Source organism: Halopolyspora algeriensis, assembly GCF_003337235.1.
Classification (GTDB): Bacteria; Actinomycetota; Actinomycetes; order Mycobacteriales; family Pseudonocardiaceae; genus Haloactinomyces; species Haloactinomyces algeriensis.
The window spans coordinates 26440-51739 of the sequence record NZ_QPJC01000001.1 but is presented as its reverse complement, the minus strand read 5'-3'; the positions used below and the strand labels follow the sequence as shown (position 1 = coordinate 51739).

Annotated in this window: 24 protein-coding genes; 19 read left to right on the top strand and 5 right to left on the bottom strand. The window is 68.7% G+C overall.

Going from position 1 to position 25300, the window contains the following annotated elements:
• Positions 1-45 precede the first annotated feature (45 nt).
• Positions 46-414, bottom strand: coding sequence for a helix-turn-helix domain-containing protein (locus tag DFQ14_RS00230; protein ID WP_114450989.1), 369 nt, complete (start codon positions 412-414; stop codon positions 46-48).
• 9 nt (positions 415-423) lie between these two features.
• Positions 424-681: a thiamine-binding protein gene (locus tag DFQ14_RS00225; RefSeq protein WP_114450988.1), complete on the bottom strand. Its 258-nt coding sequence runs from the start codon at positions 679-681 to the stop codon at positions 424-426.
• Between the two features lie 218 nt (positions 682-899).
• Here DFQ14_RS00225 and DFQ14_RS00220 point away from each other — a divergent pair, with 218 nt between their 5' ends.
• The 10 genes from DFQ14_RS00220 (at position 900) to tsaD (ending at position 10906) form a co-directional block, all read left to right on the top strand.
• The gene (locus DFQ14_RS00220) at positions 900-1700 is read left to right on the top strand and encodes a hydroxypyruvate isomerase family protein (RefSeq protein ID WP_114451480.1); all 801 of its coding nucleotides are present in this window, start codon (positions 900-902) and stop codon (positions 1698-1700) included.
• Positions 1633-2850, top strand: coding sequence for a 2-hydroxy-3-oxopropionate reductase (locus DFQ14_RS00215; protein ID WP_257233518.1), 1218 nt, complete (start codon positions 1633-1635; stop codon positions 2848-2850). Before DFQ14_RS00220 ends, DFQ14_RS00215 begins: the two co-directional genes overlap by 68 nt.
• Before the next feature lie 241 nt (positions 2851-3091).
• A complete protein-coding gene (gcl, locus tag DFQ14_RS00210; RefSeq protein WP_114450986.1) occupies positions 3092-4840 on the top strand; it encodes a glyoxylate carboligase in 1749 nt (582 codons plus the stop codon).
• A gap of 82 nt (positions 4841-4922) precedes the next feature.
• Positions 4923-6047 carry a glycerate kinase gene (locus DFQ14_RS00205; RefSeq protein WP_114450985.1) on the top strand — a complete coding sequence of 375 codons (1125 nt, stop codon included), beginning with the start codon at positions 4923-4925 and terminating at the stop codon, positions 6045-6047.
• 109 nt (positions 6048-6156) lie between these two features.
• Positions 6157-6324, top strand: coding sequence for a hypothetical protein (locus tag DFQ14_RS21735; RefSeq protein WP_158546630.1), 168 nt, complete (start codon positions 6157-6159; stop codon positions 6322-6324).
• Between the two features lie 2 nt (positions 6325-6326).
• Complete coding sequence (locus tag DFQ14_RS00200; RefSeq protein ID WP_114451479.1) at positions 6327-7049, top strand: aspartate/glutamate racemase family protein; 723 nt, start codon at positions 6327-6329, stop codon at positions 7047-7049.
• Positions 7050-7168: 119 nt separating this feature from the next.
• Complete coding sequence (gene allB, locus DFQ14_RS00195; RefSeq protein ID WP_114450984.1) at positions 7169-8548, top strand: allantoinase AllB; 1380 nt, start codon at positions 7169-7171, stop codon at positions 8546-8548.
• Between the two features lie 53 nt (positions 8549-8601).
• Positions 8602-9318: a tRNA (adenosine(37)-N6)-threonylcarbamoyltransferase complex dimerization subunit type 1 TsaB gene (gene tsaB / locus DFQ14_RS00190; RefSeq protein WP_114450983.1), complete on the top strand. Its 717-nt coding sequence runs from the start codon at positions 8602-8604 to the stop codon at positions 9316-9318.
• A 38-nt stretch (positions 9319-9356) separates the two neighbouring features.
• On the top strand, positions 9357-9836 hold the full coding sequence (gene rimI / locus DFQ14_RS00185; RefSeq protein ID WP_114451478.1) for a ribosomal protein S18-alanine N-acetyltransferase: 480 nt from the start codon (positions 9357-9359) through the stop codon (positions 9834-9836).
• A gap of 11 nt (positions 9837-9847) precedes the next feature.
• Complete coding sequence (tsaD, locus tag DFQ14_RS00180) at positions 9848-10906, top strand: tRNA (adenosine(37)-N6)-threonylcarbamoyltransferase complex transferase subunit TsaD (protein WP_114451477.1); 1059 nt, start codon at positions 9848-9850, stop codon at positions 10904-10906.
• Between the two features lie 77 nt (positions 10907-10983).
• Here the strand turns inward: tsaD and DFQ14_RS00175 are convergent, their stop codons facing one another.
• Positions 10984-12552 (bottom strand): alkaline phosphatase D family protein, encoded by a 1569-nt coding sequence (locus DFQ14_RS00175; protein ID WP_114450982.1) that lies wholly within the window; start codon positions 12550-12552, stop codon positions 10984-10986.
• 507 nt (positions 12553-13059) lie between these two features.
• On the opposite strand from DFQ14_RS00175, the gene groES reads away from it, so the two are divergent.
• Together groES and groL are read left to right on the top strand one after the other, a co-directional pair.
• A complete protein-coding gene (gene groES / locus DFQ14_RS00170; protein ID WP_114450981.1) occupies positions 13060-13350 on the top strand; it encodes a co-chaperone GroES in 291 nt (96 codons plus the stop codon).
• A gap of 339 nt (positions 13351-13689) precedes the next feature.
• Positions 13690-15306 (top strand): chaperonin GroEL, encoded by a 1617-nt coding sequence (gene groL / locus DFQ14_RS00165; protein ID WP_114450980.1) that lies wholly within the window; start codon positions 13690-13692, stop codon positions 15304-15306.
• Positions 15307-15399: 93 nt separating this feature from the next.
• Here the strand turns inward: groL and DFQ14_RS00160 are convergent, their stop codons facing one another.
• Positions 15400-15702, bottom strand: coding sequence for a WhiB family transcriptional regulator (locus DFQ14_RS00160; protein WP_114450979.1), 303 nt, complete (start codon positions 15700-15702; stop codon positions 15400-15402).
• Between the two features lie 233 nt (positions 15703-15935).
• Here DFQ14_RS00160 and DFQ14_RS00155 point away from each other — a divergent pair, with 233 nt between their 5' ends.
• The 4 genes from DFQ14_RS00155 (at position 15936) to DFQ14_RS00140 (ending at position 19996) form a co-directional block, all read left to right on the top strand.
• Positions 15936-17009, top strand: coding sequence for a MerR family transcriptional regulator (locus DFQ14_RS00155; RefSeq protein ID WP_420810122.1), 1074 nt, complete (start codon positions 15936-15938; stop codon positions 17007-17009).
• 299 nt (positions 17010-17308) lie between these two features.
• Complete coding sequence (locus tag DFQ14_RS00150) at positions 17309-17905, top strand: response regulator transcription factor (RefSeq protein WP_114450977.1); 597 nt, start codon at positions 17309-17311, stop codon at positions 17903-17905.
• A 300-nt stretch (positions 17906-18205) separates the two neighbouring features.
• Positions 18206-18778, top strand: a complete 573-nt coding sequence (locus DFQ14_RS00145) for a sigma-70 family RNA polymerase sigma factor (protein WP_114451476.1) — start codon at positions 18206-18208, stop codon at positions 18776-18778.
• Complete coding sequence (locus tag DFQ14_RS00140; RefSeq protein WP_114450976.1) at positions 18779-19996, top strand: anti-sigma-D factor RsdA; 1218 nt, start codon at positions 18779-18781, stop codon at positions 19994-19996.
• A 71-nt stretch (positions 19997-20067) separates the two neighbouring features.
• Here the strand turns inward: DFQ14_RS00140 and DFQ14_RS00135 are convergent, their stop codons facing one another.
• The gene (locus DFQ14_RS00135) at positions 20068-20469 is read right to left on the bottom strand and encodes a DUF5319 domain-containing protein (RefSeq protein WP_170206401.1); all 402 of its coding nucleotides are present in this window, start codon (positions 20467-20469) and stop codon (positions 20068-20070) included.
• A 217-nt stretch (positions 20470-20686) separates the two neighbouring features.
• On the opposite strand from DFQ14_RS00135, the gene guaB reads away from it, so the two are divergent.
• From guaB to DFQ14_RS00120, 3 genes are all read left to right on the top strand, one after another.
• On the top strand, positions 20687-22198 hold the full coding sequence (guaB, locus tag DFQ14_RS00130; protein WP_114450975.1) for an IMP dehydrogenase: 1512 nt from the start codon (positions 20687-20689) through the stop codon (positions 22196-22198).
• 137 nt (positions 22199-22335) lie between these two features.
• Positions 22336-23466: a GuaB3 family IMP dehydrogenase-related protein gene (locus DFQ14_RS00125; protein WP_114450974.1), complete on the top strand. Its 1131-nt coding sequence runs from the start codon at positions 22336-22338 to the stop codon at positions 23464-23466.
• A gap of 89 nt (positions 23467-23555) precedes the next feature.
• Positions 23556-25286, top strand: a complete 1731-nt coding sequence (locus DFQ14_RS00120; protein WP_114450973.1) for a GMC oxidoreductase — start codon at positions 23556-23558, stop codon at positions 25284-25286.
• Positions 25287-25300: the final 14 nt, after the last annotated feature.

The window sequence follows — 25300 nt, the reverse complement described above, 5'->3', positions numbered from 1 at the left end:
TCCGCCGGGCCGGCGGCTTGCCGAACCAACGGTTGCCTGCCCGGATCACCGCTGGGACTCGGCCTGCTCGCGGTTGAGGTAGTTGTACACGGTGAACCGGCTGACGCCGAGAGCCTTGGCGACCGTCTCCACCGATTTGCGCAAGGTGAATGCGCCGCGCTCCTCCAGCAACCGCACGGCCCGCTGCTTGTCGGCACGCGGGAGATCCGCCAGGCGGCCACCGAGCTCCGATTCGACCTGGCCGATCACCCGATCCAGCGCACTGGTCAGCTCTTCACCAGGCAGGCGGACAGCGACCGCGGGCGCGCCGTCCCAGTGCAGGACGACATCACCGGGTGCGCGTTCCTCGACGGGTACGGCGGTGGCGCCGATCCGGTCCAGCAGGGGTGTGATCGCGGTGGCGAGTTCGTGCACGGTGCCGTCCTAGGACTCGTCGACGGCGGTTCCGTCGACGCTGATCTGCAGCGTGATCCTGTCCGCTCCCGTGTCCAGGACTCTGTCCAGCATCGATGCCAAGGCGGGCAGGACGGTCTCGCGCTCTCCGGCGATCGTGGTGCCCAGGGGACCGAACTCGGGATCCAGCCCTGCCGAATGCAGGCTGTCGCGCGCCGCCACGGCGTGCGCGGGCGGTTCGCCTTCGCCTTCGAACGGTTCGGTGGTGAATTCTGCTCTCACGCGCATGGGCTGCTCTCCGGCCGGATGTACTGCGGTCACGGTAGCCCGCCCCGGTGCGGTGGCGGCAGCGCCCCTGGGCCGGCTGAAGGGAGTTCGGGGCTCCCGCAGCGTTGACCTGGTGACGGAAGCTCGCTAATCTATCGCTGTACGGAATATTAATTTCGTAATGCGGAACTCAGAGAAGGAGTCCGCGATACGGAATGACGGGTCAGCAAGGGGTGTGGATGAGTTCCTTCCGGTACGACGTCAATCTCTCGATCCTGTTCACCGAACTCGACATCGCACAGCGGCCCGCGGCGGCCAAGGAGGCCGGGTTCGACGCGGTCGAGTTCTGGTGGCCCTTCGCCGATCCCGTGCCCAGCGATGGTGAGGTCGACAAGTTCGTCCGTGCCATCGAGGAGGCCGGCGTTTCACTGGTCGGGCTGAACTTCTTCGCCGGTGACATGCCCGCCGGGGACCGCGGGGTGCTCTCGCATCCCGGCCGTTCCCGGGAATTCACCGACAATGTCGACGTTGCCGTGGGAATCGGTGCCCGCCTCGGATGCACCGCCTTCAACGCCCTCTACGGCAACCGGCTCGACGAGCTCGAGCCTTCGGCCCAGGATGCCGCCGCCACCGAGAACCTCGTGCATGCGGCGAAGGCGGCGGCCCGCATCGACGGCACGGTCCTGATCGAGCCGGTGAGCGGGACCCCCGCTTACCCGCTGAAGCGGGCCTCCGATGCGTTCGCCGTGATCGACCGGGTGCACTCCGCGGGCGGTGTGGACAACCTGCGCCTGCTGCTCGACCTCTACCACCTGGTGACCAACGGCGACGACCCCGATGCGGTCATCGACAGCCGCGGGGGCGAGGTCGGCCACGTCCAGATCGCGGACGCGCCGGGGCGGCACGAGCCGGGGACCGGCGGGATCGACTTCGAGCACTACTTCGCCAAGCTGCGCGCCGCCGGCTACTCGGGTGACATCGGCCTGGAATACAAGGCCAGCGGGGCCACCACCGACAGCTTCACCTGGGCTTTCCAGTAGACACGTGGGTCGGTTTCGTCGCGGGTCGGTCCGGAAGAGGGACTCGTTCGAACGGAGACGCGGAGACGCTGAGGGCTCATTTGAGAAAGCGGCGCCAGCCGCTTTGCACCACGCACGCAGTCGGCACCGCCGGGGGTTCTCCGGTGTCGCCTCGCGAGGACAGCCCCGACGTGGCGTAGTAACTACTCGATGTCGGGGATCCCGGAGCGAGGCGACGTCCGAGGTTCCCCTACCGGCACCGCTGCGCAAGCCATTGCGAAAGGACTTTCAAATGACCAAGGTCGGATTCATCGGACTGGGCATCATGGGGGGGCCGATGGCGGCGAACCTCGTCGCCGCCGGTTACGAGGTGACCGGCTACAACCGCAGCCGCCCCAAGGTCGACGAGCTCGTTGCCGGCGGTGGCAAGGGAGCGCAGAGCGTGGCCGAGGCGGTCGGCGACGCGGACGTGATCGTCACGATGCTGCCGGATTCGCCGGACGTCGAATCCGTGGTGCTCGGCGAGGACGGTGTCCTCACTCATGCCAGGGAGGGCGCGCTGCTCATCGACTGCAGCACGATCCGTCCGGACGTCTCCCGGCAGGTTGCCGAGACCGCTGCGAAGCAGGGCGTGCGGGCGCTCGACGCCCCGGTCAGCGGTGGGGAGAAGGGCGCGATCGACGGCGCACTGTCGATCATGGTCGGTGGCGAGGCGGATGCCTTCGCCGCCGCGGAAGAGGTGTTCGACGCGGTCGGCACGACCATCGTGCACGTGGGGCCCGCCGGGGCGGGCCAGACCGTCAAGGCCGCCAACCAGCTCATCGTCGCGGGCAACATCGGGCTGGTCGCCGAGGCGCTCGCCTTCCTCGAGGCCCACGGTGTGGACACCGAGTCGGCGTTCCGGGTGCTCGGCGGTGGTCTGGCGGGCAGCAAGGTGCTGGATGCCAAGAACGCCGGCATGCGTGCCCGGCAGTTCCAGCCGGGTTTCCGGATCGAACTGCACCACAAGGATCTCGGCATCGTGCAGAGCGCAGCCCGCGATGCGGGAGTGGCCACTCCGATGGGGGCGCTGGTCGCGCAGCTCATGGCGGCTGCCGTCGCTCAGGGGGACGGCTCGCTGGACCACTCCGGGCTGTTCCGCCAGATCGCCCGGCTCAGCGGTACCGAGTGAGCCTGCCCCTGTCGCTTCCCGACGGGTAGGTCCACACCGGAACCACTCGATCGGGTGAGTCCCGGCGCCGCCTCGTCTCTCCTGCGACGGCACAAGGCGGGGTCGGGACTCCACGAGAGGCACGTGTTGCCTCGGACGCCCAGAGCGCGAGTGGGCGGTCCGTCGCCGCCAAGCATCCGGTACCGCCCACCCGCTCTTCGAATCGATGCGGAAACACCCGCACCCCGAGAGGTTCTACACCATGGCGAAAGTCCCTGTCATGCAGGCCGTTGTCGACGTGCTCGAATCCGAGGGAGTCGACACCGCGTTCGGCTGTCCCGGCGCGGCCATCCTGCCCCTCTACGCCGCCCTGGAGCACCGCGACATCAAGCACCTGACCGTGCGCCACGAAGAGGGCGCGACCCACATGGCCGACGGCTGGGCGCGCACCAACGGCAAGGTCGGAGTGGCCATCGGGACCTCCGGTCCCGCGGGCACCAACATGATCACCGGCCTCTACACCGCGCAGGCCGACTCCATTCCGATGGTCTGCCTCACCGGTCAGGCCGTGTCCACCAAGCTGCATCAGGAGGCCTTCCAAGCGGTCGACATCGTGGAGGTCGCCCGTCCGGTCACGAAGTGGTCGGTGCAGGTCAAAGAGGCCGCGCAGGCACCGTGGATCCTCCGTGAGGCGTTTTGCACCGCCCGCTCGGGCCGTCCCGGCCCGGTGCTGGTCGACCTGCCGTTGGATGTGCAGCGGCAGGAGATCGAGTGGGACCCCGCGATCGACGCGCCGCTGGACGTGCAGCGCGTCGAGCCACATCCGCCGCGGGTGGAGCGCGCGTTGGACATGCTGTTGGCGGCCGAGCGCCCGCTCGTCCTCTCCGGCGGTGGTGTCGTGCTGGGGGAGGCCCACGAGCGGCTTCGCGAGCTCGCCGAGCTGCTCGGGATCCCGGTGCAGGTCACCCTCATGGGCAAGGGCTCGTTCCCGGAGGACCACGAGCTGTGGGCGGGCATGGCGGGTATCCAGACCAGCCAGCGCTACGGCAACCAGTCGCTGCTGGAGTCCGATCTCGTGCTGGCCCTGGGAGCTCGCTTCGGTGACCGCCACACCGGTGCGCTGGACACCTACCGGGGCGAGCGGACGTTCATCCACGTCGACATCGAACCGACCCAGATCGGCAAGGTGTTCGGGCCGGACCTCGGCATCGTCTCCGACACGGGGGCGTTCCTGGAGTCTCTGCTGGCGGCGGTCCGGCGGCGAGCTCCGGGCCCGGACCCCGTCGGCCGGCGTTTTTCGGAATGGGTCGGCCGGATCGGTGAACTGAAGCGGACCCACACCCGCCCGGACGACTACGACAGCGTGCCGATCAAGGCGCCGCGGGTGTTCAAGGAGATCAACGAGATCTTCGGCCCGGACACCTACTTCACCACCGCCATCGGCCTGTACCAGATCTGGTCCGGCCAGTTCCAGACCACGCACAAGCCGCGGCACTACCAGGTGTGCGGTCAGGCGGGGCCGCTCGGCTGGGAGATCCCTGCGGCCATCGGGGTGAAGTCGGCCGAGCCGGACGCCGAGGTGGTCGCCGTCGTCGGTGACTACTCCTTCCAGTTCCTGGTGGAGGAGCTCGCCGTGGCCGCGCAGTACGACGTGGGCTTCGTGGTGATCATGCTCAACAACGAGTACCTCGGCCTGATCCGGATGGCCGAGGAGGGCTACGGCATGAACACCGAGGTCGACCTCCACTACGACGAGCACGGCACCGACAACGTCAAGGTGATGGAGGCCTACGGCTGCTCCGGGCGCCGCGTGGTCGATCCGGACGAGCTCACCGAGACCATCGAGTGGGCGCGCAAGGAGGCGGTGACCACCAACCGCCCCGTCCTGGTCGAGGTCATGATCGAGCGGGAGGCCAACACCGCCAACGGCGTGCGCATAGACGCCATGACCGAACCGGAACCGGTGCCCGGGGCCCCGGTTTCGGCCGAGCCGGGCCGTCGGGTGCAATGACTCGACGACCCGGGGTCCCCCGCCGGCCGTGCCGGGCGAGCCGGTGGGGGACGCCCTCCACAGTCAAGGGCGGGAGTGTGCTGTGCCTGGTCATATCCTGATCGCACCGGACAAGTTCAAGGGGTCGCTCAGCGGGCCCGAGGTGGCCGAGGCGGTGTCGGCGGGGCTGCGCCGCGGCAGGCCGGACGTCGAGGTGCGCTGTACCCCCGTGGCCGACGGTGGCGATGGCACCGTGCAGGCCGCGCTCGCCGCCGGCGACTGTCGCCGGGTACCCGTGCAGGCCACCGGGCCGACCGGTGAACCGGTCGACACCGAGGTCGCCGTGCGAGGGGACACCGCGGTGGTGGAGCTGGCCGCGGCTTCGGGACTGGCTCGTCTCGACGAGGACGAGCTCGCCCCGCTGAGCGCCTCCAGCGACGGCACCGGGGAGCTGATCCGTGCCGCGCTGGACACGGGAGCGCGCACCATCGTGCTCGGTGTGGGTGGCAGTGCCTGTACCGATGGCGGGGCGGGCATGCTCGTCGCTCTCGGCGCCCGCGTGCTCGATGCGCAGGGGTACCCCCTGCCTCCGGGCGGGAGTCCGCTGGCACGGGTGTCCGAGGTGGACTTGTCCGGCCTGGATTCCCGGCTGTCCGAGACCGAGTTCATTCTGGCCTCCGATGTGGACAACCCCTTGCACGGCCGGAGCGGGGCCGCACATGTCTACGGTCCCCAGAAGGGGGCCGATCCCGAGCAGGTCGAGTTGCTGGACTCGGTGTTGCAGCGCTGGGCCGAGGCGGTGGTCGCGGCAGGCGGCCGTGACGTCGCGGGTGAACCGGGGGCCGGTGCGGCGGGCGGTGTGGGGTTCGCCGCGCTGGCCGTGCTCGGTGCGAGGCGACGCGCCGGTGTCGACATGGTCCTCGAACTGGTGGGCTTCGAGGAGCAGTTGGAGGGAGCGCGGCTGGTCGTCACCGGAGAGGGCTCGCTGGACGAGCAGACGTTGCACGGCAAGGCCCCGGCAGGTGTGGCGGAGCGCGCGGTGGCCGCGGGAGTGCCGGTGGTCGCCGTGGCCGGCCGCTGCGCGCTGTCCTCGGCGCGCCTGCACGACAGCGGCTTCGCCGGGGTTTACACCGTTGCCGAGCTGGAGTCCGATTCCGAGCGCAGCATGCGCGAGGCGGCGACGCTGCTGGAGTCGCTGGGGGAGAAACTCGCCGAGGAGTGGCTGTAGCGGCCGAGCAGCCCGGGGTCCGTGACCACATTCCCTTGACCGTGTCTCCGGCGGGCTCTAATTTACGTATACATTTAAGTATACTTAGCGGAACAGCAAGGGAGCGGCCATGTCCCCCGAACACGCCGGCCCCCGGGGCCGACGTGGCCTCGCCGCGGCCCTCCACTACCTGATTGCCGACCGGTCGGGGCGGTTCGCCGATGTCTCCGATGAGCACCTGAGCCGGGAAGCCGCCGCCGAAGGCATTCGCCGCTGTCCCCACGTCGAGCCGGGATGAACATGCGTATCGTCGTCGCCAACGTCAACACCACCGAGAGCATCACCGAGGCCATCCGCGGCCAGGCCGAGAAGGCTGCGCGCCCGGGCACCGAGATTCTGGCGGTGACCCCGTCGTTCGGCGCGCCCTCGGTGGAAGGCAACTTCGAGAGTTATCTGGCGGCGGTGGCGGTCATGGATCGTGTCACCGCCGTCACCGAACCCTTCGACGCCGTCGTGCTGGCCGGTTTCGGCGAGCACGGCAAGGAGGGGCTGGCCGAGCTGTTCGATGTTCCGGTCGTGGACATCACCGAGGCCGCCGCGCACCTGGCCTGCCTGCTCGGGCGCCGCTACTCGGTGGTGACCTCGCTGCGGCGGACCACCGGCCAGATCCACGACAGGCTCCGGCTGGCGGGACTGGATTCGCACTGCGCGTCCGTGCGCGCCACCGGCATGCCCGTTCTGGACCTGGAGGGTGACCTCGAACGCACGGGTGCGCGCCTCGTCGAGGAGGCCGAGCACGCGGTGGAGTCCGATGGTGCCGAGGTCATCTGCCTGGGGTGTGCGGGCATGGCCGGGCTCGCCGAACACGTGCAGGACCGGGCCGGCGTTCCCGTCGTCGACGGGGTGCCCGCCGCGATCGGTCTTGCTCAGACCCTCGTCGAGCAGGGATTGAGCACGTCGAAGGCCGGAAGCTGGGCCTCGCCGCTGCCCAAGGACATCACCGGGTGGCCGATCGGCGGCTGAGTCGGACGCGGCACGCGATGTTCGTCGGGGCCGCGCTCCCGCGAACGGCGAAGGGCTTGACCGGTCGCGCGGCAAGGTTCAACATTTTGTTTAACAAGTAAGCCGAGGAGGGAAACGCGTTGGTCGAGCCGGTATCCCCGACTTCCGGGGTGGGATTCGATGTGGTGTTCCGCGCACGGCGCCTGATCGGGCCGAACGGGGAGACCTCCGGCAGCGTCGGTGTGCGTGACGGCCGCATCGCCGCCATCGAGGCACTGGACGCCGATCTCGATGCCGCTCGGGAGGTCGAGCTCGCCGACGACGAGGTGCTGCTGCCCGGCATGGTGGACACGCACGTCCACGTCAACGATCCCGGCCGTGCCGAGTGGGAGGGGTTCCCGACCGCGACCCGTGCCGCGGCGGAAGGCGGGATCACCACGATCGTGGACATGCCGCTGAACTGCCTGCCCCCCACGATCGACGCGGGTGCGTTGCAGGTCAAGCGCAAGGCGGCGCAGGACCGGGTGCACATCGACGTGGGATTCTGGGGTGGCGCCGTGCATGGCAATCTCGCCGAGTTGCGCGGACTGCACGAGGACGGTGTCTTCGGCTTCAAGTGTTTCCTGCTGCACTCCGGCGTCGACGAGTTCCCGCCGTTGGATGCCACCGAGATGGAGGAGGCGCTGCGGACGGTCGCCGCGCTCGACGCGATGATGATCGTGCACGCGGAGGATTCCGACGCGGTCGAGCACGCTCCCAGCGCGCACGGCGAGGACTACGGCGACTTCCTGGCCTCCCGCCCTCGCGGGGCCGAGAACGTCGCCATCGCCCAGGTCATCGAAGCCGCCCGGCGCACCGGAGCCCGAGTGCACATCCTGCACCTGTCCTCCTCGGACGCGCTGGCCATGATCGCTTCCGCGCGCGCGGACGGGGTCCGGGTGACGGTGGAGACCTGCCCGCACTACCTGAGTTTCACCTCCGAGGAGATTCCCGACGGTGGCACCCAGTTCAAGTGCTGCCCACCGATCCGGGAAGCCGCCAACCGCGAACAGCTGTGGCGGGGCCTGGCCGACGGCACGATCGACTGCATCGTCAGCGACCACTCGCCGTGCACCCCGGATCTCAAGCGGTTCGACACCGGCGACTTCGGCGTGGCCTGGGGTGGAGTGTCGAGCCTGCAGCTCGGCCTGTCGGCGATCTGGACGCAGGCGCGGATACGCGGACACAGCCTCGCCGATGTGGCGCGGTGGATGTCGTCCCGGCCCGCCGAGTTCGTCGGGATGCGGCGCAAGGGGGCCATCGCCGTCGGCAACGATGCCGACCTGTGCGTCTTCGCTCCCGACGATGCCTATGTGGTCGACGTGGGCAGGCTGCACCACCGCAATCCGGTCTCGGCCTACCACGGGCGGGCTCTGGCCGGTGTGGTGCGCGGTACCTGGTTGCGCGGTCACCACATCGCCGGCCCCGGAGCCGACACCTCCAGCCCGTACGGGGAATTCCTGCATCGGGGAGAGGTGTAGAGCACGCCAGGTGCTGCGCCTGCCGGAGACGGCTCCGGGTAACCTGGAACATCGTGCTCGTCATCGCGCTGGATACCTCGACCCCCGCGGTCACCGCGGGGCTGGTCACCCTGGAGGACGGCGGCCCTCGCTCGCTTGCCGAGCGGGTCACGGTGAACCCTCGCGCGCACGGTGAGCTCCTGACCCCGCAGTTGCTGGAGGTCCTGGCCGAGGCCGGGTACCAGCTCGGCCAGGTCGGCGCGATCGTGGTCGGTTCCGGGCCGGGGCCGTTCACCGGCCTGCGGGTGGGGATGGTCACCGCCGCCGCGCTCGGACATGCGTGCGCCACGCGGGTGTACCCGGTGTGCAGTCTCGACGCGATCGCCGCGCAGACTCCCGGCGACGATCCGCTGCTGGTGGCCACCGACGCGCGGCGCAAGGAGGTCTACTGGGCGGCTTACGGTGCCCACCGGCCCGGCGGCGCGCGTGCCCGCCTGACGGAGCCGGGTGTCGAGCGCCCCGAGAACGTGCCGGGGCGGCTCGACGGCTTGGGTGTTCGCAGCGCTGCCGGGGAGATGGCGCTGCGTCACCGCGAGGTGTTCGCCCTCGATCCCGTCGAGCCGAGCTACCCGACCCCGGCCGGTCTGATCGCGGCCACGGCCGCCGAGTTGCGTGCCGGTGCAGCCCCGCAGCCGTTGGTGCCGCTGTACCTGCGTCGCCCGGATGCCGGAACCCCGGGACCGCCGAAGCCGGTGAGTGCAGGTACGGACATCGACCGAGGCCGGACGTGACCGACAACGCCGGGAAACCGTCGGGCACCCGTGGAACCGTGCGCCTGGCCAAGCTGCTCCGCCGCGATCTGGCGCGCTGCGCCGAGCTGGAACGGATCCTGTTCCCCGAGGACGATCCCTGGTCGGAGGGCGCGTTCGTCTCCGAGCTCAAGCGGGGAAATTTCTACCTCGGCGCCTATGACGCGCAGGAGTACCTGCTGGGGTACGCCGGGATCGCCCTGACCGGGCGCCCTCCCGATGCCGAGGCCGAAATACACACCATCGCCGTCGATCCCGAGTATCGGCGGCAGGGGATCGGTCGTGCGTTGCTGCGAGGGTTGTTGAGCAAGGCCGACGAGTGGCGGGCGCGGACGTTTCTGGAAGTGCGGACCGACAACGATGCCGCCATCGCGCTCTACCGTGAACACGGATTCGAGATCGTGGGACTGCGCAAGCGTTATTACCAGCCCTCCGGGGCGGACGCGCACACCATGTCGCGACCTGCGCAGTCCTCTGTGGAGGAGAGTGGTGTGCCGTGAGCGCCGGTGACATGCCCGAGCCCGGCCGGATCGTGCTGGGAATCGAGACTTCGTGCGACGAGACGGGCGTCGGCCTGGTCCGGCTGATGCCCGACGGGTCGGTGCGGTTGCTCGCCGATGCCGTGGCTTCCAGTGTCGACCAGCACGCCCGATTCGGTGGGGTGGTGCCGGAGATCGCCAGTCGGGCGCATCTGGAGGCGATGGCCCCCACCGCGCGCCGGGCCCTGGAACAAGCCGGTCTCGAACTGTCCGATGTGGATGCAGTCGCCGTCACGGCGGGTCCCGGGCTGGCGGGTGCGCTGATGGTCGGTGTCGCGGCCGCGAAGGCCTATGCCGGTGCGCTGGGAGTGCCGCTGTACGGGGTGAACCATCTCGCCGGCCACGTCGCCGTGGACACCCTGGAGCACGGGCGGTTGCCCGCGCGGTGCCTGGCAATGCTGGTCTCCGGTGGGCACACCCAGTTGTTGTCGGTAGCCGGGATCGCGGACACGATCACGCAGGTCGGCTCGACGATCGACGACGCCGCCGGTGAGGCCTATGACAAGGTCGCCCGCCTGCTGGAGCTCCCATATCCGGGCGGGCCGCCGATCGACAGCATGGCCCGCGAGGGGGATGCGCATGCGATCGCCTTCCCGCGCGGCCTGACCGGCCCGCGCGATGCCCGCCACGACTTTTCCTTCTCGGGTCTGAAGACCGCCGTCGCGCGGTGGGTGGAGCAGGCGCGTCGCGAGGAACGGGAGGTACCCGTCGCGGACGTGTGCGCCTCGTTCCAGGAAGCGGTGGCCGACGTGCTGACCGCGAAGGCGGTTCGTGCGGCCGGAGATCTGGACGTGGACACCCTGGTGATTTCGGGCGGCGTTGCCGCGAATTCCAGGCTGGCCGCTCTCGCTGCCGATCGTTGCGCCGCGGCGGGCCTCACCCTGCGCGTGCCGCGCCCGCGGCTGTGTACCGACAATGGTGCGATGATCGCCGCACTGGGCGCGCACGTGCTCGCCTCCGGCGCCGAGCCGTCCCCGCCGAACATCCCCGCGGATCCGGGGCTGCCGGTGGAAACCGTCGTCCTGCGCTGACCGGCAAGGGCGCGCGGATGAGAGCTGCTCGATGTTCCGCCACCCGCACCGAGAGCAAGTCCCATCTCGGAATATCCCTAGGCCCGGTGCAGGGTGGGGTCACCATCCTCGACGACGAAGGTGGCCGCCGTCTCGGTCCGTGCGCCCTTGCGGGTCACGTACGGCAGGACACGGTAGTCCGCTCGCAGTCGGCTGCCGCTGAACTTCGTGCGCACGTAGCCGCGACGATCGGCGTAGAACTTCACGTGCGGATTGTCGTCGAGCACGTCCCGATTGGTGTCGTCGCTGCCGTCGCCGGAGCTGGTGATCGAGGTCGTGACGAACTCGGTGCCGACGGGCCGGGAGTCGGGGTGCTCGTGCGAGTCCTTGATCTCGGCCGCCCAGTGCCGGTGCACGTCACCGGTGAGCACCACGCCGTTGCGGACCTTGCTGTTGCCCATCGCGTGCGCGATCCGGTCGCGGTTGGCGACGTAGCCGTCCCAGGCGTCCACGTTGTAGCCCTCTCCCGAACCCGGGGTCAGGTCGAGCTGGGAGAAGAAGACCTGCTGCCCCAACACGTCCCAGCGCGCGGAGGTGTTGGCGAACCCGTCGAGGATCCACTGCTCCTGCCTGTCACCGGTGATCGAGCGGTTCGGGGCGAAGCGCTCCGGGCACTCCACGTTGTACCCGTCACCGCAGGCCTGGTCGTGGCGGTACTGGCGGGTGTCGAGCATGTGGAAGTTCGCCAGTCCGCCCCACTGGATCCGGCGATAGAGTTGCATGTCGGGACCCTGTGGCCTGGACGTGCTGCGCAGCGGCATGTTCTCGTAGTAGGCCCGGAAGGCAGCCGCGCGCCGCTTCATCCAGTTCTCCTGCGGCTCCTCGGGGGTCTCGTCGGCCCAGTTGTTCTCCGCCTCGTGGTCGTCCCAGACCACCAGCCACGGCGCGGTCGCGTGCGCGAGCTGCAGGTCCGGATCGGTCTTGTACTGGGCGTGCCGCTGCCGGTAGTTGGCCAGCGTCCGGGTTTCCGGCCCGAGCACGGTGCGCACATCGTCCTCGGAGGAGGGGTACTCGTACTGGTAGTCGCCGAGGTGCAGGATCAGGCCCGGCTCGTCCTCGGCCATCCGCCGGTAGGCGGTGAAGTAGCCCGCGCCGTAGTGCGAGCACGAGGCGAAACACATGGTCAGCTCCCCGAGCGTGCCGGGAGCGGGAGCCGTGCGGGTGCGCCCGGCCGGGGAAAGCTCGTCACCGACCCGGAAGCGGTAGAAGTACTCCGCGCCGGGGCGGAGCCCGTCGACCTCGACGTGCACGCTGTGCCCGAGCTCGGGGGCGGCTTCGGCGATACCGCGCTGCACGATTTTCGTGAACGTCTCGTCCTCGGCGACCTCCCACCGCACCGGGACCGTCCTGTCCGGCATACCGCCCTTGCCGTCCTCGGCCGTCGGCTCCGGAGCCAGGCGCGTCCACAGCACGACGCCGCCCGGCAGCGGGTCACCCGAGGCGACGCCGAGGGTGAACGGGTCGACGAGGCGTCCGGTACCTGCCCCGCGCCGGCTCATGCCGTCGGCCAGAGCGGAACCGCCGACAGCGGTGGTTCCGAGCGCGGCGGCACCGCCGAGCAGGATCGAGCGACGGTTGACGGGGCCGGGTGTGGTGGGATGGCTCATCTCGCCCTCCGGGAAGACGGTCGCGGAACACTCCGCCGGAATCCTCACTCGGAGGAGTGGGCAAAAAACACCGACAGTCGGTGGGTATCCGGTGAACACTCGGCGACACGACCCTGTCGCACGCTCCCGCTCCGGGACTTACGGCCGGCGCCGACCGGGGCGCTGCGGGGGACCGTGCGGGCCGGGTGGGCGGGATGGTCGTGGGCGGCGCTTCCACGGTTGGTTCGTGGGCCTCGTCGGTGCAGCCATGGCGTGCAACCTAGGACAACGGGTCGATCATGGTGTACTCGCCCCGCTGTGAATCCGAATCATTCACATGGTGGTCCACCAGCGAAGATCCACCGACGATCCCTCGATGGTGGGGTGCTGTTGAAGGTTGGCACTCGCCTGGGTAGAGTGCTAGATGAACGGCGCCGGAGCGCCCCGGCACCCGCGACGGCGGGGAGCCACGGAGCCGTCGCACATCCAGCCAACGCTTCGAAGGCCCCAGAAGGTGGAGGTCACACCGTGGCGAACATCAAGCCGCTTGAGGACAAGATCGTTGTTCAGGCGAGCGAGGCCGAGACGACGACTGCGTCCGGCATCGTGATCCCGGACACGGCCAAGGAAAAGCCCCAGGAGGGCAAGGTTCTGGCTGTCGGGCCGGGCCGTGTCGACGACAAGGGCAATCGGATCCCGCTCGACGTCAAGGAGGGTGACGTCGTCATCTACTCCAAGTACGGCGGGACCGAGGTCAAGTACAACGGTGAGGAGTACTTGGTGCTCTCCGCCCGCGACGTGTTGGCTGTCGTCAACTGAGAACCAACGTCGCCAGCGCTGACAGAGCGCAGTAGCGCCGCCCCGGCGGTCCCGACCCCGGGACGCCGGGGCGGTCGCATGTGAAAACTGTTCTCGGGTCGGAATCCGTGGCTGCTGCGGCCGCCGCTTCGGACTCCGGATGTGTCCCCGGGTCGCAGCATTCGTGCCGGACTTTCCGGGAGAGCAGCGTCGGTGCCCGGCCGGACACGGCATCGAGAGGAAACCGGAGGCGGCCACCCTGCGGTCACCGTCTCCGCGATCGTGCTCGCTCCCCGCGGACAGGCACGGCGATTTCGGGAACTACAGACTCACCCTCCCATGCTGAAGGGCTGTTGAAACATGGCTAAGCAGATCACCTTCGACGAGCAGGCTCGCCGCGCGCTGGAGCGCGGTGTCAACCAGCTTGCCGACGCGGTGAAGGTCACCCTCGGGCCGCGCGGTCGCCACGTCGTCCTGGACAAGCAGTTCGGCGGGCCGCAGATCACCAACGATGGTGTGACCATCGCGCGCGAGATCGAGCTGGACGACCCGTACGAGAACCTGGGTGCCCAGCTCGTCAAGAACGTGGCGACGAAGACCAACGACGTCGCCGGTGACGGCACCACCACCGCGACCGTGCTCGCCCAGGCGCTGGTCAGTGGCGGCCTGCGCAACCTGGCGGCCGGTGCGAACCCGGCTTCCCTGGGCAGTGGCATCCAGCAGGCCACCGATGCGGTCATCGAATCCCTCCGGGAGAAGGCCACCCCGGTCAAGGGCCGGGACAACATCGCCCAGATCGCCACCGTCTCCTCGCGGGACGAGAACATCGGCGCGCTGGTCGGCGAGGCGATGGAGCGGGTCGGCGACGACGGTGTCATCACCGTCGAGGAGTCCTCGAGCCTGGCCACCGAGCTGGAGGTCACCGAGGGTGTCCAGTTCGACAAGGGCTACGTGTCCCCGTACTTCGTCACCGACTCCGAGCGGCAGGAAGCCGTCCTGGAAAACGCTCAGGTGCTGCTGCACCAGGAGAAGATCTCCAACATGCAGGAGCTCCTGCCGCTGCTGGAGAAGATCGCCAACGACGGCAAGCCGCTGCTGATCATCGCCGAGGACGTCGAGGGCGAGGCGCTGTCCACCCTGGTCGTCAACGCCGTCCGCAAGACCTTCAAGGTCGCCGTGGTCAAGGCACCGTACTTCGGTGACCGGCGCAAGGCCTTCCTGCAGGATCTGGCCGCCGTCACCGGTGCACAGCTGGTCTCCCCCGAGATCGGGCTCAAGCTCTCCGAGGTCGGTCCCGAGGTGCTCGGTACCGTCCGTCGCGCCACGATCACCAAGGACAACACCACCATCGTGGACGGTGGCGGGAGCAAGGAGGACGTGCAGGGGCGCGTCCAGCAGATCCGCAACGAGATCGAGGCCAGCGATTCCGACTGGGATCGCGAGAAGCTGCAGGAGCGGCTGGCCAAGCTCGCCGGTGGTGTCGCGGTGCTCAAGGTCGGTGCGGCCACCGAAACCGAGCTCAAGGAACGCAAGTCCCGCATCGAGGACGCCGTGGCTGCGGCCAAGGCCGCTGCCGAGGAAGGCAGCGTTCCCGGCGGCGGTTCCAGCCTGATCCACGCCGCGCAGGCGCTCGACGGCAACCTCGGCCTCACCGGTGACGAGGCAACCGGTGTGCAGCTCGTGCGCTCCGCGCTGGAGGCGCCGCTGTACTGGATCGCAGGCAATGCGGGCGAAGAAGGCGCCGTCGTGGTGTCCAAGGTCCGCGACATGAAGTGGGGCGAGGGCTACAACGCGGGCAACGAGACCTTCGGTGACCTCATCGGCCCGGGTGTCGTGGACCCGCTGAAGGTGACCCGTTCCGCGGTCTCCAACGCGGCCTCCATCGCGCGCATGGTGTTGACCACCGAGAGCGCCGTCGTGGACAAGCCCGAGGAGGAAGAGGAGTCCGCGTCCGGCGGCCACGGTCACGGCCACTGAGACGCGGTACCGGCGCGGTCCGCAGCGGGCCGTCCGGACGGAATCGAATGACATCAGGGGCGGCACTCCGCGAGAGTGCCGCCCCTGATGTCGTCAGCTCGCCACCGTAGCGACCGGCCGCCGGTGAGCCTTGATGATGACTTCGCGTTCCGACTCCGACAACCCGCCCCAGATGCCGTAGGGCTCCTGGACGGCCAGTGCATGCCTGCGGCACTGTTCGAGTACGGGGCAGTGGTGGCAGACCTCTTTTGCCTTGGCTTCGCGTCTTGCTCGAGCCGGTCCGCGCTCCCCGTCGGGGTGGAAGAAGTACGAGCTGTCCATTCCCCGACAGGAACCGCGTATCTGCCAATCCCAGATATCGGCGTTCGGCCCTGGAAGACGCCGTGTGTCCGCCATTGCGACAACCACCTCCAACCCGGTGGATCCCCTCTTGCCACGGCTTTTGCCGCAGCCCGCACCGATCACCGTAAAACCGCGCCAAAGCTTGTTCAACACTTAACGCGCCAGACCTTGTTCACGTTGGAGTGATCCTGGAAGAGCGACCCGGGTTGCCACGCCCGATGACCAACCACGAACATGGCCCCGTGACGAGGAGGCCGGGAACTGTCCGGACGGAGACCGACTCGGCGATCGCGGGCGCCGCCACTGCCGCGGCCGCGGAAGATGTCGACGTGTCGGACGATCGGGAACCGCCGAAACTCACGGTCGCGGCAGTGGCCCGGCGGCTGGGGGTGGCCCCCGCGACCCTGCGTACCTGGGACCGCCGGTATGGCATCGGTCCCAGCGATCACACGGCGGGCCACCATCGCCGGTACGGACCCGGCGACATCGCCCGGCTGGAACAGATGCAGCGCGCGCTGCTGCGGGGAGCCTCGCCCGCGGAGGCGGCGCGCTATGCCCGAACCGCCACTCCGGCGCAGCAGCCTTCCTCGTCGGCGGAGGCTTCGATCCTCGAAGAACCCCGGCAATCGCCCTCCGGTCACGAGCCGGTCCTGTCGTCCGGGGTTCTCGGCAGTGCCGATGACGAAACCGAGGAAACGTTCCACGCCGGCGGCGGTGGGCTGAAGCTCGGTAGCGCGGATCCGCGTGCCCGCGGCCTCGGGCGGGCCGCGCTCTCACTCGACTCGCAGTCGGCGCAGCAGCTCCTTGCGGAGGGGATGCAGGCCGATGGAGTGGTGGCGACCTGGCACGACATGCTGTGGCCGGTGCTGCGTGCGCTCACCGAACGCAGGCAGCGCTCGGGTACCGGGATCGAGGCCGTCCGATTGCTGACCGACTGCGCCTCGACGGCGTTTCGTGTCGTCATCGCCAATGCGCCGTTGCCGATCAACCCGCGTCCGGTCGTGCTCGCCCCGGTGCCCGGAGAGGGGCAGGAGCTCGAGCTCGTCGCCCTCGCGGCGGCCCTGGCAACGAGCCGGGTGGGACATCGCTTGTTCGGGGCTCCCCTTCCGAAGGAAGGTCTCGACAATGCCGTTCGCCGTGCGGCTCCGGCTGCGGTCGTTCTGTGGGCACAGCAGCCGTATGACGCGGCACCACACCTGATCTCCGACCTGCCGAGTCCGCGCCAGCGGGTCCGTGCGTTCGCGGCGGGGCCGGGGTGGGATGCCGAAGCCATGCCCGCTCGGGTCGAAGTGCTGGACTCGCTGCCTGTCGCCGTGAAACGCGTGTCCGAGACCGTCCTGGGAGCGGAAACCGGCGATTAGTTGTGACCTAAATCACATACTACTGCTCGAGCTGGTTCTGCCGGCTTCCCGGATCGGGTGTCGCGTTCTCGGCGAGAGGGTGCTTTCGAGTGAGTATCGCAGGTGACAGCCGTGCATGCCCGAATGCGTCAGGACGGGTGACAAGAGATTTCCGAAACGTGCTCCTTTCCGGTGAACGTCACTGTGAAACCCTGTCATCACACTCTGAATGGATTTAGTACCGGATCGTGTCAAGGTTCGCGTTTTTGCGGCCGATGGGGGAGGTGGAACGTTCACTCGCCTGCAGGAAAGGAGTTCCCGTGACGACGGTCTTGATCTGTGATGATCGGCGGAGCGTTCGGGAAGGGCTCACTCGTGTGATGTCGGCCGTCCCCGGAGTGAGTCGGATCGATTGCGTGGCGCACGGCGACGAGTTGCTTGCCCGCTTCGCGCGGCAAGCCGTGGATGTCGTCCTCGTCGGTACGCAGCGCGCGGTGCCCAACGGCGTGGAAGCCACGCGCAGGCTCGTTTCGGCGCATCCGCAAGCGAACGTGATCGTGTTCGGCGCGCCCGACGACGCAGGCAGTATCGCTGCCGCCATCGCCGGTGGTGCGCGCGGATACCTGCGTTGGGATGCCTCGCGACCGGAACTGGTCGCCGCGCTCGCGCACACGCTCGCCAGCACCTCGGTGCCCTCTCCCCGGCAACCCTCGGACCCCGGTGTGCAACTCACCGATCGGGAGTTGCAGGTGCTCCGCGGAATGGCTCAGGGCAAGAGCAACGGCCAGATCGGGCGGGAACTGTACCTGTCGGAGGACACGGTCAAGACGCATGCGCGGCGTCTGTTTCGCAAACTCGGAGTGCGTGATCGAGCACAAGCGGTGGCGCACGGGTTCCGCCGCGGCCTGGTCGCTTGAGGGATCGGCTCGGGGCGCGGAATCACTGGAGTGCGGCCCTGGGGTGGGCATCTGGTAATTGTGGTCGTGTGACTACAGTCGTCCGTCGTTCTCGCGCCCTGCTTGCTGTTCCCACCTTCTCCGCGGGCACCGCCTTGTCGATGTCCTCTCCCGCCGTGGAGTCCTCCCTCGAAGACCCGTCCCTGTTCGGTGACAAGTTGTCGCCCGGTACGGTGACAGTTGATCGGCGTGCGAGGAGCGCTGGAAACGCCGGTCGGATCCGAATCGCGTGAACTCGTAACACCAGGGCTGCTGTCTGCGATGAGCAACGTGGGGGACGGGCTGGACGCTCTTGTAAGCGCCGCCGTCGACGGCGACCGTCAGTCGATCGAGCGCTTGCTGGCGGAAATCCGTCCTTTGGTGGTGCGGTACTGCCGCGCCAGGGTTGGACGAAACGAGCGTTCGTACGCTTCGGCGGACGATGTCGCACAGGAGGTGTGCCTCGCCGTGCTCACGGCGTTACCCACCTATCGCGACCAAGGCCGTCCCTTCCTGGCGTTCGTATACGGCATCGCCGCGCACAAAGTGGCTGATGCGCACCGTGCATCGGCCCGCAACCGTTCCGAACCGGTCGCGGACCCTCCGGACACACCGGAGTCCGAGGCCGGTCCCGAGCAGCGGGCGATACAGGGTGAGCTTTCGGACAGGATGGCGCAGTTGCTGCGGGTCCTCCCTGCCAAGCAGCGGGAGATCCTGCTGCTTCGGGTGGTCGTCGGGTTGTCCGCGGAGGAGACGGCCGAAGCGGTCGATTCGACTCCGGGGGCGGTGCGAGTGGCGCAGCATCGTGCACTGGCCCGGCTGCGCAAGACGCTGTCCGCGGAGGAGGTGGTCTGAATGGCTGAGCGGAAAGGGTCCGAAGGTGACGGTGACGGACACGACCCTGTCGGGTCCGATCAGCAGGACGACCGTTCGCGCACCGAGACCGAGCGGGACACACCCGTCGGCAGTGCACCGAGTGACGAGTCGGAATCAAGCGACGATCTCGATGGTGGATCCGAAGCCCCGGAGTCCGTATCGGAACCGGATCGGCAGACGGCGAAGTCCGAACAGGACGGCATCGCCGATGGGGAACAGGTGACCGAACAGACTTCTCGAACCGAGCAGACCGCGGATGGCACCGCGAAGATCGTGACCTTTCGCGGGCGTGCGGACGAATCGGACGCAACGGAAGCAACCGGGGAGTACGAGAGCGAGCAACCGGACGCGGAGAATGCGGACCCCGTCGACCTCTCCGCGCTCCAAGCCGATGACGAGCTGCTGGACGTGCTCGGGGGAACCGATCCCGACATCGCGCTGGCGGATACCGACGAGCCGGCTCTGGAATCGCTGCTGGTCGCCTGGCGGCGCGATGTCGATGCCACGCCGATCGGCGAGCTCGTCGACACCGACACCGCGGTATCGGCCATCGACGAGGGGCGAGCGCGGCCGCGCAGGCGCAAGCGGCGTCACCTGGTGCCGGTCGCGACAGCGGCGGCTGTCCTGATGATCACGTTCACCGGCGTGGGGGTGGCGGCGCGTGATGCGCTGCCCGGTGACGCGCTCTGGGGTGTCGCACAGGTTCTCTACGCCGATCACGCCCAGTCGGCCCAGGCTGCCTGGCAGGCGAAGCAGCAGCTCGACAAGGCAGGCACGGCGTGGGAAAAGGGCCGCCCCGAGGCGGCCAGGGAAGCCCTGGAGCAGGCACGTGAGGAGATGCACACGGTCGATGCCGAGCACGGCCTGTCGGACCTCCAGGCTGCGCATGCCTCCCTGAGCGCGAAGATCGAGCGCGGGCAGGAGAACGTCGAGAACCTGCCGGTGGCGTCCTCGTCCTCGACACAGCCGGGGATGACGAGTTCCACGAGGCCGAGTTCGACTCCCCTGGTGCCTCCACCGCCTTCGGGCTCGACACAGCCGACGCACACGGGTTCCGGCTCCCCGAGCACGTCCTCGTCGAATCCGAGCGGTTCGGCGTCGCGGTCGAGCAGCTCCTCAACCGGTAGCTCGGACCGGAGCACGTCGGACGGGAGCTCCTCGAGCGACACCGGGGACTCCGGGCTGTTCCCGCCCTGATCACGAAGATCGAGCGGTTCGGCGCCCGAAAGCGCCGAACCGCTCTCACGTGCTTGTCGGCAGTAGTCGCCCTACCGGCTGTTCTCGTTCTCCGTCTCGGTGACCCCGTCCGCGAAGCCGCGGCAGTATTCCCAGCTCACGTAGTGGCCGGGGTTCGGCTCGTAGGCGGGCTCGTGCGGGCGCATCCGACCGTCGTTGAGCAGTTGCTCCAGGCTGGAACGCAGTAGTTCCCACTCGTGGTAGTGGGGTTCCCCGCAGTCCCCGCAGTCCACGACGATGCCGCGGACGCCCCGGGGCTCCAGCAGTGCCTGGTACACGGCGAGATCGGTCAGGTCCGACAGCAATTCGGCCCGTTCGTCGTCGCCGAGCGGTGGCTCCTGCTCGGGGTCGTGATCGCCGAGTGCCATGCTCGGATCATCCGGATCATCCGCGAATGGGTCTGGGGGCAATGGGTCATGCGGCACAGTCCGCACGGTACCGTCAACGTCCAGTCGGGTGTGTTCCGGCCGGGGACCGGGTAACGGGCCGGGAGCCGATACCATGGGGGTATCCCCCCTGCAGGTCGTGCCGGGATGTGGTGAGCGTCGTCGCCTGCGACCGTCGGTGAATCGGGCGAAGCCGGGTGCTGCCATGGCCGGGTGCGGGTCCTGCGGGTCCACCAGTTCTTCAGGAAGGCATTCCTTTCGCGCCATGACCAGCGAACTGACCGCACCAGGTTTTCCCACGAAGTTCGCGACGCTCGGGCTGACCTTCGACGATGTGTTGCTGCTCCCGGACGAGTCCGACGTCATTCCCAGTTCCGCTGACACCGGTACCTGGCTCTCGCGCAACATCCGGTTGCGAGTACCCCTGGCTTCGGCCGCGATGGACACGGTCACCGAGGCGAGGATGGCCATCGCCATGGCCCGCCTCGGAGGGGTCGGTATCCTGCAGCGCAACCTCTCCACCGAGGAGCAGGCGGCGCAGGTCGAGGTGGTCAAACGTTCCGAGGCGGGCATGGTCACCGACCCGGTCACGTGCACACCGGAGGACACGCTTTCCGAGGTGGACGCGTTGTGCGCGCGGTATCGGATCTCCGGGGTGCCGGTGACCGACCCGGACGGCATGCTCGTGGGGATCATCACCAACCGGGACATGCGGTTCGAGGCGGATCACACCAGGCGCGTCCGCGAGATCATGACCCCGGCTCCTCTGATCACCGCGCAGGTCGGGGTGACCGCCGAGGCCGCATTGGGGTTGCTGCGCAGGAACAAGGTCGAAAAGCTGCCGATCGTGGACAACGCGGGCAAGCTGCGCGGTCTCATCACCGTCAAGGACTTCGTCAAGACCGAGCAGTATCCCGACGCCACCAAGGACCCCGACGGGCGGCTGCTGTGCGGCGCCGCGGTCGGTGTCGGCGCCGACTCGCACGAGCGCGCGATGGCCCTGGTGGATGCCGGGGTGGACGTCCTCGTCGTGGACACCGCACACGGGCATTCCAAGGCGGTCGTGGACACGGTGGCGACCTTGAAGCGGGAACTCGGTCACTCGGTGGACGTGATCGGGGGCAACGTGGCGTCCAAGGCCGGCGCGCAGGCGTTGGTCGATGCGGGAGTGGACGGCGTCAAGGTGGGTGTCGGGCCCGGTTCGATCTGCACGACGCGCGTGGTGGCCGGCGTCGGTGTTCCCCAGATCACCGCGGTCTACGAGGCCGGATTGGCGTGCCGCCCGGCGGGTGTGCCGGTGATCGGCGACGGGGGGATCCAGCACTCCGGTGACATCGCCAAGGCGATCGCCGCGGGCGCCAGCAGCGTGATGCTCGGCAGTCTGCTGGCCGGAACCGCCGAGGCTCCCGGCGACCTGGTGCTGGTCAACGGCAAGCAGTTCAAGGTCTACCGGGGCATGGGGTCGCTGGGTGCGATGCAGTCGCGCGGCGAGTCGCAGTCCTATTCCAAGGACCGCTACTTCCAGGACGACGTGCTCTCCGAGGACAAGCTGGTTCCCGAGGGGATCGAGGGGCGTGTCCCGTTCCGCGGGCCGCTCGGGCAGGTCGTGCACCAGCTCATCGGTGGCGTGCGCTCGGGAATGGGCTTCACCGGCGCGCGGACGATCGCCGAGTTGCAGGAAGCGCAGCTGGTGCGAGTCACCTCGGCCGGTCTCAAGGAGAGTCATCCCCACGACATCACGATGACCACCGAGGCACCGAACTACACGACGCGGTGATCCGCGTGCCGGGCGAGGAGTGATCCAGGCGGAATTCGCCTCCACGCCCCCGGGGAGTGTGCCCCGGCGCCGCTTGGGGCGCCTGTGCCAGAGAGAATGCGCCGCTGACAGCACCGGCGTTGTGAGGAAGGACTGACGTGCGGGATCTTGTGGAGATCGGCATGAGCCGGACGGCCATGCGCGGCTACGACCTGGAAGATATCGAGATCGTGCCCTCGCGGCGCACCCGCTCGTCGAAAGACGTGTCGCTGTCCTGGCAGATCGACGCCTACCGCTTCGACATCCCGCTGGTCACACACCCGACCGACGCGGTCGTCTCGCCCGATACCGCTGTACACGTGGGTGAACTCGGTGGGCTCGGTGTGCTCAATGCCGAGGGCCTGTGGGCGCGGCACGAGAACGCCGAGGAGGCCCTGCTGCAGGTGGTCCGGGCTGCCGAGCAGGACGGCGATCCGGACGCGGCGATCAGGATGCTGCAGCAGTTGCATGCCGCGCCCATCCGGACCGACCTGCTCACCGAGTCGGTGAAGCGGATCAAGGATTCCGGCGTGACCGTGGCTGCGCGCGTCAGTCCCCAGCATGCCGAGGAGCTGACCCCGACTCTGCTGGCCGCCGGTGTGGAGGTGCTGATGGTGCAGGGCACCATCGTCTCCGCCGAGCATGTCTCCCGGGACGGGGAGCCGCTCAACCTGAAGCGGTTCATCGCCGATCTCGACGTGCCCGTGATCGCGGGTGGGGTCGGTGACTACCGGACCGCCATCCACCTGATGCGCACCGGTGCGGCCGGCGTGATCATCGGGTTCGGTCAGGCGCGGTCGGCGACCACGACGCAGGTCCTGGGGATCGGGGTGCCGATGGCCACGGCGATCGCCGACGCCGCGGCGGCGCGCCGTGACTATCTCGACGAGACCGGTGGCCGTTACGTGCATGTGATCGCCGATGGCGGCCTGTCGTATTCGGGGGATATCGCGAAGGCGGTGGCGTGCGGTGCCGATGCGGTGATGCTGGGTGAGGCGTTGACCGAGACCGACGAGGCGCCGGCCCAGGGGTACTACTGGACGGCCGCTGCCGCGCACCCGAACCTGCCGCGCAGCGAGATCGTGGGTTTCGCGGGAGCGGATGCCGACCTGAGGACGTTGCTGTTCGGGCCGACCAGTGATCCCTACGGCACGTCGAACCTGTTCGGCGGACTGCGCCGAGCGATGGCGAAGACGGGCTACTCCGAACTCAAGGAGTTCCAGAAGGTCGGCCTGATGCTGCGCCGCTGAGTCGCTGCGGGCAAACGGCGTGTCCAGTGGCCGGGATGAGAGGAAGCCCGGGCTACCGGTAGGTAACTTTTGCGTTTAACCTACTGTGCATGGCTTCACGTGGCGGAGAGCACAACACCGACGGGAATCGTGATCCCCGAGGCGGAACCGATTACGACGTCGTCGTCATCGGCTCGGGATTCGGCGGTAGCGTCGCCGCCCTCCGGTTGACCGAGAAGGGCTATCGCGTCGCGGTCCTGGAAGCGGGGAGGCGATTCGCCGATGACGAGTTCGCGAAGACCTCCTGGGATCTGCGGCGCTTCCTGTGGGCACCACAGCTCGGGTGCTTCGGCATCCAGCGCATCCACCTGCTGCGCAACGTACTCGTGCTCGCCGGGTCGGGAGTCGGCGGTGGCTCGCTGGTGTATGCCAACACGTTGTACCGGCCGATGAAGCCGTTCTACACCGACTCGCAGTGGGCCCACATCACCGACTGGGAGGACGAGCTCGCTGCGCACTACGACCAGGCGAGCCGGATGCTGGGAGTGGTCACCAATCCCACGGTGACGCCGTCGGACGAGATCATCAAGAGCGTGGCCGAGGACATGGGGGTCGGCGAGACCTGTCACCCGACTCCCGTGGGCGTGTACTTCGGCAAGCCTGGCGAGGACAACCCCGACCCGTACTTCGGTGGCGCCGGCCCGACCCGTGCGGGCTGCACCGAGTGCGGTGCCTGCATGACCGGATGCCGGGTCGGTGCCAAGAACACGCTGATGAAGAACTACCTGTACCTGGCGGAGCAGGGCGGTGCCGAGGTGTGGCCGATGACGACGGTCACCGGGTTGACGCAGGGCTCCGACGGCCGCTGGCGCATCGGCACCGAACGCACCGGGGCCAAGCTCCGGCGGGGCAGGCGAACCTTCACCGCCGACCAGGTCGTCGTGGCCGCCGGAACCTGGGGCACCCAGAACCTCCTGCACCGGGCCCGGGAACGCGGGGACCTGCCGCACCTGCCCGCGACTCTGGGCAAGCTCACCCGGACCAACTCGGAGTCGATCATCGGGGCGCAGGCGTCGAAGGTCGATCCGGAACGGGACTTCTCCCGGGGGACGGCGATCACCTCCTCGTTCCACCCGGACACCGATACCCACATCGAGCCGGTGCGCTACGGCAGGGGCAGCAACGCGATGGGGCTGCTGCAGACACTGCCGACATCGGGGGCCGAGCCCACGCCACGCTGGCGGCAGTGGCTGCGGACGGCGATCAAGCGACCGCTGCTGACATTGCGGATGCTGTCGGTGCGCCGCTGGAGCGAACGCACCGTGATCCTGCTGGTCATGCAGAGTCTGGACAACTCGTTGACCACGCGGCTGCGCCGCGGACTGTTCGGGCGCCGCAGGCTCACTTCGCAGCAGGGGCACGGCGCTCCGAACCCGAGTTGGATCCCGGCGGGCGAGGAGGCCAACAAGCGGGCGGCCGAGAAGCTGGACGGGATCGCCGGTGGAACCTGGGGAGAGCTGTTCGACATTCCGCTGACCGCGCACTTCATCGGCGGGTGCCCGATCGGTTCCGATGCCGAGCACGGGGTGATCGACCCGTATCACCGCGCGTACGGCCATCCGACGCTGTCGATCGTGGACGGATCGGCGATCACCGCGAACCTCGGTGTGAACCCCTCGTTGACGATCACCGCGCAGGCCGAGCGCGCGTTCTCGCTGTGGCCGAACAAGGGGGAGCCCGATCCGCGCGCGTCCCAGGCCGAGGGCTACCGCCGTGTCGAGCCGATCGCCCCCAAGGCGCCTGCCGTCCCCGCCGACGCGCCCGGCGCCCTGCATCGTTGAGGCAGTGATGTCCC

Coding starts and splice junctions, on each gene's coding strand:
- groL (WP_114450980.1), top strand. CDS start 13,690: ATGGCTAAGCAGATCACCTTCGACGAGCAGGCTCGCCGCGCGCTGGAG.
- gcl (WP_114450986.1), top strand. CDS start 3,092: ATGGCGAAAGTCCCTGTCATGCAGGCCGTTGTCGACGTGCTCGAATCC.
- DFQ14_RS00145 (WP_114451476.1), top strand. CDS start 18,206: ATGAGCAACGTGGGGGACGGGCTGGACGCTCTTGTAAGCGCCGCCGTC.
- DFQ14_RS00225 (WP_114450988.1), bottom strand. CDS start 681: ATGCGCGTGAGAGCAGAATTCACCACCGAACCGTTCGAAGGCGAAGGC.
- DFQ14_RS21735 (WP_158546630.1), top strand. CDS start 6,157: ATGTCCCCCGAACACGCCGGCCCCCGGGGCCGACGTGGCCTCGCCGCG.
- DFQ14_RS00200 (WP_114451479.1), top strand. CDS start 6,327: ATGCGTATCGTCGTCGCCAACGTCAACACCACCGAGAGCATCACCGAG.
- DFQ14_RS00220 (WP_114451480.1), top strand. CDS start 900: ATGAGTTCCTTCCGGTACGACGTCAATCTCTCGATCCTGTTCACCGAA.
- DFQ14_RS00175 (WP_114450982.1), bottom strand. CDS start 12,552: ATGAGCCATCCCACCACACCCGGCCCCGTCAACCGTCGCTCGATCCTG.
- guaB (WP_114450975.1), top strand. CDS start 20,687: ATGACCAGCGAACTGACCGCACCAGGTTTTCCCACGAAGTTCGCGACG.
- DFQ14_RS00160 (WP_114450979.1), bottom strand. CDS start 15,702: ATGGCGGACACACGGCGTCTTCCAGGGCCGAACGCCGATATCTGGGAT.
- DFQ14_RS00120 (WP_114450973.1), top strand. CDS start 23,556: ATGGCTTCACGTGGCGGAGAGCACAACACCGACGGGAATCGTGATCCC.
- tsaD (WP_114451477.1), top strand. CDS start 9,848: ATGCCCGAGCCCGGCCGGATCGTGCTGGGAATCGAGACTTCGTGCGAC.
- DFQ14_RS00140 (WP_114450976.1), top strand. CDS start 18,779: ATGGCTGAGCGGAAAGGGTCCGAAGGTGACGGTGACGGACACGACCCT.